Consider the following 16,396-nt stretch of genomic DNA (forward strand, 5'->3'; position numbering starts at 1 on the left):
GTTGGAGCTTTGCTCGCAAAGCGAATGGCCCTTCGCCTTCTGAACAAGGCTCCAACGGGGTCTGGTGCTAGTCGCTAACGACGAAACTGCGGCAGCGACGCCAGAATATCCAGGGCGTGGCGACGCTTTTCCGGATCGTACAGATCGACAGTCACCATCAATTCATCAACTTCCACGCTATCGAGCAACTGATCCAGTTGCCCCTGGATAGTGTTGGCAGTCCCCAGCAATTGCAGGGCCAGAAACCCTCTGACGCCGGCCTCTTCTTCCGGATTCCAGTACCCGTCCATACTTTCCACCGGCGGACGCATCCACAGCGGCTGGCCCCGGAACAGGGACAAAACGCGCCGATAGCTGGTGGTGGTGAGAAAGCGGGCTTCCTCATCGGTATCCGCTGCCACCGCCGGTACCGCCAGCATGGCGTAGGGCTTGTCCAACTGAGCCGACGGCTGAAACTGCTCCCGGTAGAGGCGCAGCGCCTCGCGATACAAACGCGGTGCAAAATGCCCGGCAAAGGCATAGGGCAACCCTCGCTGGGCCGCCAGCTGCGCACTGTACAGGCTGGAGCCCAGCAACCAGATCGGCACGTTTGTGTCGGCGCCGGGTATGGCGTTGACCGGGCGGGAACGATCCAGTGGACCCAGCAACCGCTGTAGCTCGGCTACGTCATGGGGGAACTGCTCTGCGCCCAGGCCTTCGCGGCGCAGGGCGCGGCTGGTCATCGGGTCGGTGCCCGGGGCCCGGCCCAGCCCCAGATCAATGCGACCGGGATGCAGGATCTCCAGAGTGCCGAACTGCTCGGCGATCACCAGTGGCGGATGGTTCGGCAACATCACCCCACCTGAGCCGACCCGGATGGTCTCCGTGGCATTGGCGATGTGACCAATCAGCACCGACGTGGCGGCACTGCTGATGCCCTCCATGTTGTGATGCTCGGCCAGCCAGAACCGGCTGAAGCCGAGGGACTCCGCATGGCGGGCATAGGCCACGCTGTTGGCCAGGGTCTGGCCGATGGTGTCGCCTTCACGGACCGAGGCCAGTTCCAGCAGGGAAAACGGCAGGGATGTCGTCACAGAATGCTCCTTGATGACAGCCAATAAATTTGAGCCGGCATTCACGTTAACACGTCTCCCGTCGCACTCTAACCAGGCTCAAGATGCCCTTGCTTTGTAGACCAAGCCCCCACCCTGTATTGTCCAGTCTGCTTACCCTCTAGCGGCTTAAGGCCACCAAAGCCGCACTCATCATTTTCGACAATGATTCTCTATCTCAAACAAACTCTCTTAACGGCTATCGAAACCGTACACTTCTATCCAATCCCTCTTTATAGTCATCGGATAGTAGATACGGCCAAGCACAATTTCATGGAATTTAGTTCACAAAAATTACTTTATATATTGCATGTAAGCCTTCTCCTACATAAAAAACTCAGCATCGAAACTATAATCTCCTGCCGTGAAATTTCGAAAATATAATTCTCACCTTTTATGCAGAGACCAATCATGCCCCAAAACCAACTTTTTTTTAAAGCATTAGCGTTATTAGCTGCTGCCCTTAGCATAGTTCCATCTACTTCTTTTTCTGCACTGGAACCCCTTGGTCCTGAAAATTTGGTTAACACCACTTCTTCGGGATACGAAGCAACGCCTCACATTGTTTCTGATCAAAACAATAATCGTCTTATCGTTTGGACATCAGAAGATCGTACAAAAAGTGACGGCCCCGCCATTCTTGGCCAGTTTTACAACCAGTATCGAGAAGCCGTTGGGCCAGAAATGACCCTGGTACCATCAACGAGCAATATCGCCAGAATACCCAGAGCCAATGACTATCCACATTTCGCTGTAACCATGTGGAAAGATGGTAGTTTTGCTCTCGCTTGGTCAGAAACCTCAACCCCTGATGATGAGACAGATAACGACTATGATCTAACTATTCAATTTTTTAACCCGGATGGCTCACCGTCCGCTCCAGCACTAAGCGTTTCTGACACAACCGACAAAGAGGCTCTTCCAGCATTATCAAGCAATGCCAACAGCCTTGTTATCGCCTGGCAAACATTCCCGAACAGAAAGACAAAAGAAAAACAGAACAATGCTATAAAATTCAAACGCTATAATAAAAATGGTTCACTAATTGGTAACACCGTAACAAACCTTCGGCTAGATAGTTCCAGCAATATAGGAAGAAAACCTTCCGTCTCACTCGACAATGACAACAACGTATTGATTGCCTGGGCCAGCGGGGATAACTCCATAGCCTCGCAAGAAGACCCACGCCCCAAGCCAGAATACTCCATCAGTGGTGCACTTTTCTCCCAAAACAATTCCCCAATAGGGAATCCATTATCTCTTGGTGAATTCGAAGACTATCCCAGCAATATATTTGTTGCGGATTTTGACGACACCTCATTCCTTGCTTTCTGGGACACTGGAAAAGAAGGAAGTGAATCACCCCAAGGTCGAATTATTGGAAAGAACGGCACACTCGGAAAACTCTTCACCAACAGCACATCAAGTAGTGATATTGTTTCCGGCATAACTCAAGGAAACAAAGGCAACGCCTTCATTGCCTGGAGCAGAAGCAATAACGGCGGACTTGAAAAATCTCTTTATATTCAAGAGCTAACTGCCAATGGCGAAATGGGCAGCCCTACGAAAGCAACCAGCTTCACAAACACGGAGGAAAACCATGTATCCCTACATATGGACAGAAATGGCATACTGGTGGCCGCATGGGAAAGCTGGATTGAAAACGATGAAGATGCTCCGGATATTTACGCCAGAAGTTTCGAAACAAAAGAAGACCGTCAATCAACGAATAAAGAAGACAGTGGAAGTAGTAGCGGAGGTAGTAGCGGAGGCAGCCTACCCCACTTCATATTGTTGATGCTCTTGTCTGTAGGCTTAGTGCGAAAATATCATTAAATATTAAGCCCCATCAATCCTGATGGGGCTAATTTTTAAACCTTACCATCTCACTTGGCTTTGTCCTGCCACCCATTTTCTGCCAGTTTCTTGTGCATAGTCACGGAGCTGGACCCAGGCACCTACCGCAACAGGATGACGCCGTTTTCTGGGTCTCATATGCGAAAGCCAAACTTTTTCATCTATCCCCAAGCGATCCAGTATTTTCAACGCTTGTTCGGGTATTGACCCTCGCTTATCGTCTCTCACCGCCCTACCCGTACAGTCAAAAATCTCCAGATAGTCCATCTGCCGGGAACCGACAAAGCGTGTGATCATCGTCTGCATAGACTGTCTCCGCGCCTATCATCGGAAGAAGAACTGGTTGCTTAGCGCACTGACTCCCTGCCAGCTTTCTGGCACGTTGCTAGACTGAGATGTAATCGGACTGCTCTGGTGTTCTCGCCAATTAGCTCGTACAGGATTAAGATCCACATAGGCCATGCATTGCAGCAGAGCCTTTTCATCCAGAAGCGCCTGACACTTGTGGCGACTTTTCCAAAAGCGACCTTTGCAGCAATCCTCCTCGTTGGCTCGCCTGGCAAGATACTCATTCAGGCATTTCATAAACCAACCCAGGTCATGAAGCCGCTCACGGAGAACCAAAGGAACCAAAGGGGGTCCGGAACCAAAGGGGGTCAGGTCTCCCATTTCCCACAAAGGCTATCCGAGATATCTCCAGGCAATAATGAACATTGGCTGATATTCCTTATCCTGGCTAGACCGCACTATCACCTAAAAACCTTGGGAGATAGGAATGGTTCGGCCGGTACGTCTCGAATTCTCTGGCGCTTTATATCATGTAACCGCCCGCGGCAATGCGAGGCAGGATATTTATGTCGATGACAAGGATCGACGTTATTTTCTCAACATCCTTTCCTACTGCACCAAAACCTATCACTGGCAATGTCATGCCTATTGCCTGATGAGCAACCACTACCATCTTCTTATCGAAACCGGCGATGCCACTTTGTCAAAAGGAATGCGGCATTTAAACGGTGTCTATGCTCAATATTTCAACACGCGCCATAGGCGTGCAGGTCATCTGCTACAAGGTCGATTCAAGGCAATTTTGGTAGAGAAGGAAAGTTACCTGCTCGAACTGGCGCGTTATATTGTCTTGAATCCCGTACGCGCACGCATGCTTCACTCTGCTGCTGAGTGGCCCTGGAGAAGCTATCGGCCTACTGCAGGGCTAGCTGAAACCCCACCCTGCCTGACAACCGAATGGATATTGCAAGCTTTCAGCGACACTCTGGAGAGCTCTCGCACAGGCTACAAGCAGTTTGTTGCCGAAGGCAGCAACCAGCCATCTCCCTGGGAGAAACTGCGCAACCAAATTTATCTTGGCTCAGACCAGTTTATTGAAGCGGCACAGCGCCACCTTGAGCCCAACAGGAAACTAACGAAACCCCAAGGCCACAGCGACTGAAGCCGATTAACCCCCTGTCTCACTACCAAGAAACTTACAAAAATCGGAACCAAGCCATGGCTCGCGCATGGCTTGATGGGCATTACTCGCTATCCCAAATTGGCGAGCACTTCGGCTGCGGGCGATCAACCGTAAATCGGGCGGTTAAAGCCTTTCGTGGGAAATGGGAGACCTGACCCCCATGGTTCAGAAACTTCAAAAAGGCCAGCCAATGAAGGACACCTATCGAAGAGTCAATCATCTATATTTTTCCGGCACTACCAGTGTGAAGTCACCATCAAATTGCACGCTATCAAGTGAGCGCTGAATGCGTTTTTTCAAGTCTTGAACAATCGCTTCGTGATCGATATCAACACCATGCATCTTATGCATATTGCTGATTCTAATGGTATTGCCACAACTAAAGCTAACAAAGTCGCCCTTGAAAAAACCTGGGCAGGATATTCCAACACTATACTCTTCAGCTCCAGGCCCTTCAGTCCCAAGTTCCTGGGACCAGACATATTGATGATTGCTGCTTTGATAGAGGCGGCAGTTCATCTCCTGGACGCGAATCATGCTTATGCTGAATTCACCTGGAACCCAGGGATGTTTACCTCCTCTTCCGTCAGAGTAGCTTTCCTGCTTTTTTTCGTGTTTCCCAATCGTTCGTTTTATTGCCTTCTCAATATAGGTATCATAATCACCCGCCTTAAATGCTTCTAGCTCCAGCGCGTCATCTTCAGAATTCATGGGCCGTATTAAAAATCTGGATTCATACCCCACATAGCGACCAGCGACTCCTTCTGGGCCGCCATTGAAATAAATATGACCAAAGGGGGTTGACGACATGAAAAGCCACTCTCCTTCTGGCGCTAACACAGAGAAAGTGTTTGTCCACTCCCCTGCCCTTCGGTTTTTTGCTGCTCTGTTCGGATCGGAATTCACCATTGCCTGGTAGCGTTTCTCCGGTGTCGTAGTCTCCCAACGCCCAGAAGCACAACTAACAATAAGGGCAAGCAAACCAAACGCTAAAATTATTTTCCAAATTCTCATGGTGTTACTCCTCCGCAATTGACAATGCACTGATAGCCAGAATGCGGAGATAACGTATTGGAATTATTGCTATTCGGGTATTTTTCTCCGGTCAATAACAAAGAGGCATCTGGCAGCTTGTACAACCAGGACGGCCCACTTGGTGCATGGTTCGAGAAGTTGGCTCCATCACGCTCATATAGCCAGATGCCGGCATTGCCACCCAACCCTTCGGCCACATAATCCCCAGCATTGGACGATGAGCCGACATAGCTCAGATTCTTATCCCGAAGCGCTTCAAACATGGTCTGATTCGGCACCGGCGAACCGTAGGAGACAAACTGAAAGGGGGAGACATCATATTCCTTGTCCCAGAAAGCCTTATATTCCGCCGCATCCAGCATGTTCAAGCCCGACAAGGTTAAAATATTGGCCTGGGAATGGTTGGCAAAGTTCGCTTCTTTCCCCAACACCCCTCTCGCCCCCATAACGTCATACATAAATTCACCCGTTTGCGCTGCAGCGCCTGTCATCAGATTTACATCCAGCCCGATCCAGCCCAATCCTTGAGTTAATGGGTAACCTAACTTATCCGCGCCGATTTCAAACAGGTCGGATAGGAAGCCGTGGCGAGGATTATAATTCTGAGTTAGCACGGTCGTGTTGCCTGATTGTTCAATGGCGTTAACCATCGACTCGGCAGGCGTATTCATCATACCGTTGGTAGCATTATGGAAGGTCGCATTGTCCAGGGTGATGCCAATGAACTCCTTCGTTACCAACAAGCCTTGAAGCGCCCGCTGTCCCTCTGGTGCCAAATCCGCATACCCAGGTAACTGATCAGCAGAGATATAGAGGTCTGGATTCGCAAGGACATGAGGATCGTCGGCAGGGCGCAGCTGGCGGGTACCGCCAGCGATATCGCGGGACCCCACCATAACCGGCAATTGCGACAACAAGCCGCCATTATCGGCGCCATCAAAGGGCAACAGACCCAAAGAATATTTGTCAGCTTCTTTCAGTATTTCGGCGACCTTGCCAGGTACCAAGTCCGTGCTGATACGTTGGGCGTCCTTTTCTAGCCCTGCCGCTGTCAACTGCCAGTTTCTACCCAGGTTCTTGTGCTGCCCGGCGATTTCGCCCCACCCTTTCACACTGAACATGCGATTATCCACCGTCACACTGGCATTCAATCCACCAGTCTGCTGATCAAGAGTGACCACCTGAGACTCAATGACGTCACGATTGAGGCTGGCGAAGTCTGCATGATCATCCAGATTCTGGTCACCCACAGTGACATTGCCCCCACCAATAGTGGCACGAGTCTCTCCTTCCATCCGATGCCCCGAATCCTGGGCGCTGATCGTTGTCGTGGCCTTGCTCCATTGCAGCCCGCCACCCTGCTGATCACTCTTGCTATAATCGCGCAGGTCTTCGACGGTGAGGGTGTCGGTGCTGAAGTTCAGGTTGCCGTGGTCAACCAGGGCGAATTCGCCGGTTTCGGGGTTTTCTTCGTAGCTGGCATTGGCAATCATGCCGCCAATCAGCGTGCTGTCCTTGGCCGTGACCTGGCTGTTTTCGCCGTCGGCCACCAGAATCGCGCTTTGCTGATTGGTCCGGGCGCCTTCACTGCTGCCTTTACCGGTATTGAAGCCCGCGCTGCCGCTTTGCGGTTTGTCGGTGCTACTGGTGCCGCCACCGATGCCCACATTGGCACCCACACTGCTGTTACTGCTGCTGTGCGTGTCTTGCAGGCTTTCAATGTGCAGGGTGCCGGTGTCGATAGTCGCCGTATTGGCGGTAACGACGCCCCCTTTGACGGTGAGGCTGTCACTGGTGCTCTTCAGATGGCCCACATTGAGCTGGCTGTTAACGTACTGGGTCGCCTGGCTCTCTGACTCGGCTTCATTAAAGCCGGCATTGGCATTCCAACTGCCCGCGCCGCTGGTGCTGACGCTGAAGCCGCCGTTTTTACTCTCTTGCTCAAAGCGGCTGCTTTGTTCGTTGGTGCCTGCTCCGATAAGGATATCCGTCGCATTCAGGTCCAGAACACCGGCATTAACCTCACTACCGATGATACTGGCTGCCTTGTCCGCATTGATGCTCATGGCGGTAGCATTGAGGCTGCTGCCTTGCCAGGTTTTTTCTGTTGTCGTGCTGGTGGAGGTGGTTTCGCTATGCTGGGCACTGCCACTGACGTAAAAGCCGGTGCCCCCTGCTGCTGCCCCGGCGGCGGTGGCCGCCAAAGCCTGGGTCGATGCCAGTTCCGTCTGGACCAGGTTGGCGGAGGCCGCAGCCAGCATAATGCGATAGTCCTCCAGTGCCTCTTTCGCCAGCTCGCCCCGCTCGACACGCCTTTCGGCATCTTTCAGGTCATCACGCGCATCATCAACAGCATCTACTGCCTTCTTGAGACCTTCAACGGCATACGCAGCATCCACATAGGCATTGCGGATACCCACCGTGGTTTCTGTGGTTTTCTCTTTTAGCGTATCTGTGACTGTTTTCTCATCTTGCACCCCGGTGATCTCGACGCTTTCACCTGCCAGCGATAAAACACCATCTTCACCCGTTGCGTTGATATCCGCATTGATCAGGCTGAGTGCATTGTCTGCCTCAAGAACGATCTGGTTTCCCGTAATACTGCTACCACTATGGGTCAAGCTGTTGGTGACTGTGCTCTGTTCCAGCTCGGTCAGTCGCAAGCCGCCCAGGCTGACCTCATCTTTTTTCAGCGAAGGATCAATGCTGGACGCGGTTTCCGTTTCATTCCGCTCTGTCGTGGTGGTTTCCGTTACTGCCGTATCCAGCAGAATATTGTCAGCCAGCATGACGACTTTGCCGCTTTCTTCGTCCGCAGCCAGGCTGGAACCGGTCAAAGTCATGTCATTTTCTGCGGATAACTGGATATTTTCCGCTTGCAGCCTCGAGCCTACTTCTCGGCGTTCATGAGCCCGAGTCTCTGTACTCTCCGAGATCTTTATTTCCGACTCTTTACCGGCAAGCGCCAGTCCAGGCATATATAGCGCACCGACGCCCATCAACGCAGAGCTGGCTTTCGCCAGTTCTTTGACGGGGCCGCGCAGGGATCGGGTTCTTACATCCCAGTTTTCGTTTTCGAGGGCAACGGTACCGATGTAAAGATTATCGATGCTGCCTCGCTCAATGATGGGATTACCGTCGTCGTCCAACCGCAGGGCGCCGTTCTCAGCTGTTGCCAAGGCGGCATCCCCGATGCGCAGATCACCCAGTGCTTCAAGTTGGGCAGCCCCAAGCACGACATCGCCTTGCGCATCCAGGGACAGGTCCGCCCCTGAGGATAGACCGGCTTGGGCCAATGTCTGACTCATGCTGCCTGTGTCGCGGGTTTTGATTCTGGCGGCGTTCTTATCGGTAATTTGCGTGCGTGTGTAAGTGCTGTTTACTCCGGACTCAATATGGATATCTCGACCGGCCTGAACCTCAACTCCCTTTTCACCACGGCCAGTAGACGCCATTACTTCCACATCACCCGTTTCTGTCTTCAAAGAAAGGGTAGCGCCGGCGTTTAAGACGCTACCAATCGCATTTTTCGTTTCATTCTCGACCGTTGTTGTCTTGCTGCGTCCAAAGCTACCGTCGTCCTCTTCATAGCTATAGCGGTAATTCGTGTCTTCGGCGGCTAGAATACTAATATCCCCCTTACCCATCAGCGACAGATCTTCCCCAGCCTCCAGCCGGCTGGCAATCACGGTCAGATCATTCCCGGACTCCATCACCACATCGCCGCCAGCGGTAACGGAAGAACCCTGCTGGCGCACACTGCGCTGGATGTTATGGCTGGTTTCGCCATTGTGGCGCACCCTGAAATCGTAGCTGTCGCTGTTGGCCGCAGAAGCGACCAGCAGGTCGTTCCCCGCGCTGAGTTGCACTCCGCCATCGCTGGCCAGGTCCGAGCCGATGATGTTGAAATCGTTGGCGGCACTGGCCAGCAGATTCATGGTAGCGGTGATTTCACTACCGATATGGCGGACACGGGACTCACTGAGCTTGCCGCCGTGGTAGTTGCCTTTTCTTCCGGATTGATCTGCCACGGTATCGACGACGATATCGCCTTCGGCATTGAGGGCGACATTGCCCCCCTGGATGCGACTACCTGAGATACGAATATCTCCGCCGGCATCAAGCGATACAGATTCCAGACCCTCAATGGTCGCTGCTGCGCCCATCTCAGTGTCCCATTCACGCCAGCCTCTGCCGATCACTTCATTTTGGTAAGATAAACGCTGATTGATGATATTTTGAGCGCTTTCAAGTGCGACTTCCCGCCCGCGAATGGTACCGCTGACATTGCGGACATCGCCTTCGGAGTCGATATCCACCAAACCTTCACCGATAATATCTCCGCCCAGATTTTGCAGACCCTCTTCATTGAGAGTGAAATGGGTATCACCCCCGATGTGGATGGTCCCGCTGTTAACGATGCTGCCGCCATCGATCACCATGTCCCCACCGGAGGCGATCAGGGCACCGTTGTCGTCGATTACTACGCTTTGTGGTGACAGGTAGAGCTGCGGCACCAGTACGGTTTCACCAGCCACTTCCTGTTCCACCATCCAGACCATGTCCTCGGTCAAGGCATTGACCTGATCCGGGCTGAGAGCCACCCCAACGGTCAGTTCCAGTTCTTCGGCGGCGAAAAGGCCATTATCCAGCAAGGCACGATATTGGGCGTTGGCATCCACATATTCCTGGTCCAGCAGGGCGCGACCGGTCAGGTCCACCACCTGCTGACGAATCAGTTGCTGTTCGTAAAACCCGTCGCCCAGCAAACGCATGGCGCCATTTGGATCCCAGCCCAGCCGGTTGAGCAGATACTCGGAGCCCAGGAAACCATCGCGGGTGGAGAAGAAAGGGTTGGTTTCAATCAGGTAGGGATGGTTCGGGTCGGCAATGGAGAACAAGCCGCCATTAACGTTGACAATAAAGTCCTCCACATTGCCACCCAGGGCTCCATCACCTACGGCGATCAAGTCTTGTTCTGACAGGTTCCCCGCCTCTTGATGACCAAAATCTCCATTAATGACTTCTGCACTACCCAGGGACAAATCCCCACCGGAAACGATATTTGCACCAAGGATTTCAGTTGAATCCAGAGTATCTTTATGTTGGCTGATAAAGCGATTATTTCTGTGCAGTATCGTATCTTCACGATCAATCAAGTTATCAGGATCATAATAAGGGTTATGCTGGTTAGGATAGAGAGCCATGTACTCAAGATCTTTATCGGCTCCGCCACCCCAATAAGCTGCACCACCGCTATAGTTGCGTTTGTTATATGGCTGTACACCATGGATTACATTTCTGATGTGCGTTCCATCAGTCATGTAACCCCCATATCGGGTAATCAGTAAATATTCTCCGGAATGTAACCCAAGGTTATTGATCTGATCGAATTCCAGGTTCATGCTGCCGATCGCTAGAATATCGCTAGTTTCGTTTGTCAGCACTGAGCCTTGCAGGAAAGTATTTCCACCGGAGGCAAGAATACTTCTATCTGATGTAGCATCATCCAGCTCACGGAAAAAGTGCTCCTTAAACTTATAACTCATGGTGAAGTGATCACCTGAACACTCATGACATGTGTGCTTGATACTCCCCTCTGTCAGTTTTTCTTCCCACTCAAGAACATCTCGCACATTATCAATCTGTGAAGCACGAATACTGATATCGCCTTCCGCCTCAATTCGCCCGGAACGGTTTTCCAGCTTTTCCGTACTCTCACCATCGCTGCCGTTGATAGTGATATTTCCGGATGTATAGATATCCGCCAATCGGTTGGTGACCCGATCGGCAGACAGATTGATGTCGTTTTCAGAGAGCAGCGCACCACCTTGATCATTGAGAATCGAGTCTGCCTCAACGGTCAGGGCTTCCCGCCCCCCCAGAGTACCTGTATTGGTAACGGTGGTGGCTTGAATATCCGCCATGCCATCGGCAACCACATCCCCGCTATTGGTGTAATCGGCGGCGTGTAAACTCAAGTCTACCTTTGCCAACACGGTGCCTGTGGACATGACATCATTCTGGTTGGCATCAATGGCGATATTGCCGGTCGCAGCCAGGTCGGAATGCTGGATCTTGCCATTGGCCGACAACTGCAAATCCCCATTCTGCGCCGCCACCGGCGCATCCAGCTTCACCCCAACACCGTCTTCGTTAGCAATCAGTCGGATGCGGCCTGCGTACATGCCGCCCAGGGCCGAGGAGTCGATGGCGAACTCGGGTTTGTCGCCATCGGTGGTGGCATTGCTGGTGGCCAGAGTCTCCCGGTCTACCTGTTGCTGGCCGGTGACGATGTTCAGACGGTCCGCATGCAGTTCACCCGCCAAGGTCACGGAGCGGGCGATAATGTCGAAGCGTTCGGTGTTGGAGGCATTCAGACCATTACCAAGAATGGACACGGCACCGCCCTGCACATCAAAGCCGCGCAATTCCCCGTCTTCCATGATGGATTGCCCGGTGGTCAGGGTGGCGTGGTTAGTATTGATAAAGCCACAACCGTTACAGCTGATGCCGTTAGGGTTGGCCACCACCACATCGGCGCGGGCACCGCCTACTTCGATATAACCGGCCAGGTTGGAGGGGTTCTGACCGATCACTTCGTTGAGGATCAGGCTGGCGGAGCCGTTTTTCAGGTTGGGGTTACCTTCGATGTAACCGCCCAGCTGGGTCTGGGTGAGCTTCTGGCTGTTGTTGAGGACCAGGCCTTTATCGCTGACGTTGAGGTCGTTGTAGAAATTCTGCGAGACGCCCTTGCCGTTGGGGTTTTTGATATTGACCACCGGCACGCCATTGGCCGCCTGATCCAGGGTGGGCCGACCATTGGTGCCATGTGTTGGCGTGATGGGCTGGGCGGACAACAGCATGGGTTGCCAGATCAGCAGCAGCGACAGGCCGTAAACCAGGCCACTTTTCACCCGCGACACCGGGCCAGATGACGGTTCAGAATTCGGCATAAAGTGAGGCATGGACGGTGTACTCGCTGTCAGTCAGTTCCGTTGAATGTTGTTCCATGGGCCAGGACACTTCGGTGGTGAAGCGCAATGAGCGGTAACCCAGCCGAACACCCGCTGTGGCGGAATCCAGCCGGGTAAATTGGGGCTCATTGCTGTTACCGGGGATCACCCCCATGTCATAGGCCGCAAAGGGCGTCACCGATACCGGGCTGGGGATCGGTGGAAAGAAATCAAACTGCAAGCTGCCTGCCGCCGCGGTGTTACCGCTGACGGAAATATCCTGATACCCCCGCACCACAGACCGGGATGCCAGAGAGAATCTCTCGGACGGAAACAGGGTCTCATCGGCGTACTGGGCATTAATACGCAGCGCGAGAGTGCCATATAACGGTTTTATGAAACGGCTGGCTGTAAGAAATGTCTGATAGCGCGTGTGCGTGATGTCTGCAATTGACTGTCCGCCAGGGAGGTTGGTGGCCGGGCCGGCGCCATGGCCTTCCTCGATGGTGAGCGTGCCGGCCAGCTGAGTACGCCCCCACAGGTGCTTGGCATTGAGGCGCCCGCCCAGGGTGTGCAAGTGGTAGGAACTGACCCGGATAACCGCGTCTTCCAGTAAATTTTCTGCATCCGTGTAGGTGCCCAGAAGGGACAAGGATAGCCGGGAGCGATTGCTACGGTAGAGGGTGCGCGTCAGCTCCAGCCGGGAGGTATCCGTGGCGCCAGTAGAGTCGAATGTCTGGAAGATGCCCTGAATTTCGTTTTCATATTCCTGGCGGTTGTAGCTCAGGGCCAGATTCCAGTACCCCAGGCTGATGTCATAGCTCAGCCCCACCCCCCAGGCACGGTCGGTGAACTCGGTATCCAGATCGCTGTTGAGCGACAGGGACAGCCGGTCTGTGAGCCCGAAAGGGCTACCCCAGTCCAGCCCCGCCTGGGCCGTACCGTGGTTGATATCTCCGTAATGCTCCTGATCCACCACCAGAGTGCCACGATAACGGCGCGGCCAGTCGGCCTGACCTAGCACAACGGTGCCGCCCTGCTCTTCTCCCGGCGCCAGATCCATCTTGGCATCCAGGTGCGGCAGCCGGGCCAGGGTTTCCACCGCATGCTCCAGATCGCGCAGGTTGACCAGATCACCGGGCTGCGCCGGCACGGCCCATTCCAGCACGCGCAGCGGCATGCCAACAGCCTCGAAGCCTTCCACCTGCCCGGCAACCACCAGCAGAAGAAGCTTTCCGGAGGACACATCCTGCTCGGGAATCAGCACCCGGCTGGTCACATAGCCTTTGTCGATCAATCGATTGGAGAGCTGTGCCTGCAAGGCCTTGATGCCTGTCATATCCAGGCAGGTACCTTCCGCCTCGCGCACCGGTTTTTGGAACCAGCGGCCAAAAGGAACAGGCGCATCATTGAGGGTTTTCAGAGCAATAGTGTCGACCTGGAAACAACGGACCGAAGGTGTGGAGGTGTCAGGCACGGGCAAGCGCAACCCGGGCTGGTCACCGGGCAACTGCATCTCTTCCAGTTGTTGCTGCTGACGCTCGCGTTCCTGCTCCTGCAGGCGATCGAACATGCGCTGCTGTGCATCCGGTGCCGCCCAGGCAGCACTCGCCACCAAGCCCAGCACCATAGCGCCACAGCGTAAAACGAAACGTTCCCCTAACATGGCTTTCCTTGCCGATCATCCATCCAGCGAAACAGTGCGGCTTCATCGCCACCGTTTATTTGTGTAATGTGCTGCGCTGGTTAAAAAGAAAGCGGGATTCTACACTTTTATGTCTGTTAATGGCGCCTGGAGAAAACACTAACGTGAACCGGATCACATCCCTTATACAGCAGGAAGCTGTTGTTTTTCTGGTACTTTTGTTCCTTTTATTGACAAAGCCAGTACAGGCAAGCCTGGAAAGGGCCATGGCTCCGCTGACAGAAGAAACGCCAAGCAAAACGCCGAACTACAATACCGCGTTGCGTGATGCCAATAAGCTGGAGCCCGCTGCCCGTTTTGTGCTGAGTAACCATCTACTACTTCGCCAAGGCGCACAAAAACTGGCGGCAAAAGATTACTCCCAAAGTCGGCAATTACTTACGCAGGTGGAAACCGACAGCCCTTCTGCCGTACAGGCCAGCCTGCTGATCGCGGAAAGCTACCGCCTGGAACAGCAACCCGAGCAGGCCAAGGACTGGTTTTTACGCACAGCCCATCATTATCCCTACCGCACCCAGACTCTTTCAGGATTGATCAGCGCCGCCAATGACCAGCCTGTCGATCAAACTGGCCTGGCACTGGCTCTTTACAATAAAGCGGGGGAGCAGGCGGACTTTGCCCTGGCGCAATTACAGCAACTGAAAAGCAGCCAGTTTATTGACCCGCTTGCCGTTATTTTTCCCTCGAAGCTGGATGAGCAGGTCCGCCAGGCCTTCTTGCTGCGCTGCCTTCACAACCCGGATGAGGATCTGCTGAGCGAATCCAGCCGCCTGCAGGAAGCGGTAAGCAGCCTGCTATACCTGCAAAAGCAGCGGCAAACCCTGGGGCAAAAACTTGAATTACTGCAAAGCCAGCTGCAGGACTATCAACGCCAGCGGCAGAGTTTACAGAACCAGTTGGACAGTATTGCCGCACAGCAACGCTCACTGGAATCACAATTGATTCCGAACAATCTGGATGATGATCAGGTACGGATTCGCCGGCAGCTTGGCCAGCTTCGTAACCAGACCATTCGCATGGACAACCAGATCGCTTTCATTGATCGCACTCGCCAGCAATTGCCGGCCATGGTCGATAATCTCAACGCCGAGATACAGCAACTGCATCAGCAAGCCATGGCACAGTTGAAAAGCAGCAACCAGGCAGTTAAAGCCGTACTGGAAAGCAGTTACCGGGCCTATTACAGAGAATTGAGAAATCTGGCCGCAGAAGCCAAATTGCAGCATGCTGAACGCCAGGCAACATACCAACCCTAGTCTAGGCCGCCACTAATATTGCAACTTATGACGGCCCCTTTTTCCGCCACTCTGTGTTGCTTTTCTTTGACTTAGGCCCACTATGCCTGCAGAAAAGCGCCTTGATTGGCGAAAAAATGCATTCGCCATAAGTCACAAAATCAGCGACGACCTACACTATCCGCACACCGCCGCTTATGCTTCACTGCCCTTCTTCGCCAATACTCAGCCTTTTCCTATGCCCAACCTCAAATGCCCCTGCTGCGACCATCCCCTGCAACTCACCGGTAATAGCTGGCACTGCGACAACGGCCACCGCTTCGACCGTGCCAAGCGTGGTTACACCAATCTGCTGTTGGCCCAGCACCGCCGCTCGCGCGCGCCGGGTGATGACAAGGCCATGGTGCAGGCGCGTACGGCATTTCTGGAACTGGGCCGTTATCAGCCCCTGGCCGATGCCTTGCTGGCCGGGCTGGGCGACGATGATCAGCCCTGGCTGGATATCGGTTGCGGCGAAGGCTGGTATACCTGCCAGTTCGCCCAGCGGCTGGGAAGCGATAACGGGGTCGGCGTGGATATTTCCAAGTTTGCGGTGGATGCAGCGGCGAAACGGGACAGGGCACTGACCTGGCTGGTGGCCAGTGGCGCCCGGCTACCGTTGTTTAATGACAGTCAGCAACGGATATTTGTGCTGTTCACCCGGCTGTTCACCGATGATATTGCCCGGGTATTGAAACCCGGCGGCGAACTGATTGTGGTTGGGACCGGTGAGCAGCATCTGCTACCCCTGCGTGAGGCCCTCTATGAAGAGGTTCGCCAATCGGGTTTCGATGCGGGCAAGTTTCTGGATGCGCGTTTTACGCAGATCGACAGTCAGGATATCCACCTGGAGTGGACTCCCGATAACGAGCTGGAATTACAGAACCTGCTGGCCATGACCCCACACCACTGGCGCGCCAAACCCGAAGCCAAAGCCGGTATCGGCAAGCTCGCCGGCAAAGCCATGAATGCGCATTTTGTGATTCAGCGGTGGCGGCGGATTTAAT

Annotated in this window: 9 protein-coding genes; 5 read left to right on the forward strand and 4 right to left on the reverse strand. The window is 53.6% G+C overall.

Annotated elements, in window-relative coordinates; genetic code table 11:
• Positions 1-74 precede the first annotated feature (74 nt).
• Positions 75-1,073 (reverse strand): LLM class flavin-dependent oxidoreductase, encoded by a 999-nt coding sequence (locus B3Q33_RS11295; protein WP_272963091.1) that lies wholly within the window; start codon positions 1,071-1,073, stop codon positions 75-77.
• 429 nt (positions 1,074-1,502) lie between these two features.
• Here B3Q33_RS11295 and B3Q33_RS11300 point away from each other — a divergent pair, with 429 nt between their 5' ends.
• The 3 genes from B3Q33_RS11300 to B3Q33_RS11310 all read left to right on the forward strand — a co-directional run bounded on the left by B3Q33_RS11300 (position 1,503) and on the right by B3Q33_RS11310 (position 4,574).
• Entirely contained in the window at positions 1,503-2,927 is a 1,425-nt protein-coding gene (locus B3Q33_RS11300; RefSeq protein WP_272963092.1) for a hypothetical protein, read from the forward strand.
• Between the two features lie 796 nt (positions 2,928-3,723).
• Positions 3,724-4,398, forward strand: a complete 675-nt coding sequence (locus tag B3Q33_RS11305) for a transposase (RefSeq protein WP_272962681.1) — start codon at positions 3,724-3,726, stop codon at positions 4,396-4,398.
• 56 nt (positions 4,399-4,454) lie between these two features.
• Positions 4,455-4,574: a helix-turn-helix domain-containing protein gene (locus B3Q33_RS11310; protein WP_272962682.1), complete on the forward strand. Its 120-nt coding sequence runs from the start codon at positions 4,455-4,457 to the stop codon at positions 4,572-4,574.
• 61 nt (positions 4,575-4,635) lie between these two features.
• Here B3Q33_RS11310 and B3Q33_RS11315 read toward each other — a convergent pair whose 3' ends face one another.
• The 3 genes from B3Q33_RS11315 to B3Q33_RS11325 form a co-directional block, all read right to left on the reverse strand.
• Complete coding sequence (locus B3Q33_RS11315; protein WP_272962683.1) at positions 4,636-5,433, reverse strand: hypothetical protein; 798 nt, start codon at positions 5,431-5,433, stop codon at positions 4,636-4,638.
• Positions 5,430-12,320 carry a hemagglutinin repeat-containing protein gene (locus tag B3Q33_RS11320; protein WP_272975062.1) on the reverse strand — a complete coding sequence of 2,297 codons (6,891 nt, stop codon included), beginning with the start codon at positions 12,318-12,320 and terminating at the stop codon, positions 5,430-5,432. Before B3Q33_RS11320 ends, B3Q33_RS11315 begins: the two co-directional genes overlap by 4 nt.
• Before the next feature lie 76 nt (positions 12,321-12,396).
• The gene (locus B3Q33_RS11325) at positions 12,397-14,076 is read right to left on the reverse strand and encodes a ShlB/FhaC/HecB family hemolysin secretion/activation protein (RefSeq protein ID WP_272962685.1); all 1,680 of its coding nucleotides are present in this window, start codon (positions 14,074-14,076) and stop codon (positions 12,397-12,399) included.
• A gap of 245 nt (positions 14,077-14,321) precedes the next feature.
• Between B3Q33_RS11325 and B3Q33_RS11330 the strand changes: the two genes are divergently transcribed.
• Both B3Q33_RS11330 and B3Q33_RS11335 read left to right on the forward strand, forming a co-directional pair.
• Positions 14,322-15,371 carry a hypothetical protein gene (locus B3Q33_RS11330; protein WP_272962686.1) on the forward strand — a complete coding sequence of 350 codons (1,050 nt, stop codon included), beginning with the start codon at positions 14,322-14,324 and terminating at the stop codon, positions 15,369-15,371.
• 217 nt (positions 15,372-15,588) lie between these two features.
• Entirely contained in the window at positions 15,589-16,395 is an 807-nt protein-coding gene (locus tag B3Q33_RS11335; RefSeq protein ID WP_272962687.1) for a putative RNA methyltransferase, read from the forward strand.
• The last annotated feature ends 1 nt before the right edge of the window (position 16,396 follow it).

The sequence above is a fragment of the Alcanivorax sp. UBA3183 genome (assembly GCF_002364155.1).
Taxonomy (GTDB): Bacteria; Pseudomonadota; Gammaproteobacteria; order Pseudomonadales; family Alcanivoracaceae; genus Alcanivorax; species Alcanivorax jadensis.

What these genes read in the sequence shown, in the direction of transcription:
- B3Q33_RS11300 (WP_272963092.1), top strand. Translation starts at nt 1,503, where the DNA reads ATGCCCCAAAACCAACTTTTTTTTAAAGCATTAGCGTTATTAGCTGCT.
- B3Q33_RS11305 (WP_272962681.1), top strand. Translation starts at nt 3,724, where the DNA reads ATGGTTCGGCCGGTACGTCTCGAATTCTCTGGCGCTTTATATCATGTA.
- B3Q33_RS11310 (WP_272962682.1), top strand. Translation starts at nt 4,455, where the DNA reads ATGGCTCGCGCATGGCTTGATGGGCATTACTCGCTATCCCAAATTGGC.
- B3Q33_RS11315 (WP_272962683.1), bottom strand. Translation starts at nt 5,433, where the DNA reads ATGAGAATTTGGAAAATAATTTTAGCGTTTGGTTTGCTTGCCCTTATT.
- B3Q33_RS11320 (WP_272975062.1), bottom strand. Translation starts at nt 12,320, where the DNA reads ATGCTGTTGTCCGCCCAGCCCATCACGCCAACACATGGCACCAATGGT.
- B3Q33_RS11325 (WP_272962685.1), bottom strand. Translation starts at nt 14,076, where the DNA reads ATGTTAGGGGAACGTTTCGTTTTACGCTGTGGCGCTATGGTGCTGGGC.
- B3Q33_RS11330 (WP_272962686.1), top strand. Translation starts at nt 14,322, where the DNA reads ATGGCTCCGCTGACAGAAGAAACGCCAAGCAAAACGCCGAACTACAAT.
- B3Q33_RS11335 (WP_272962687.1), top strand. Translation starts at nt 15,589, where the DNA reads ATGCCCAACCTCAAATGCCCCTGCTGCGACCATCCCCTGCAACTCACC.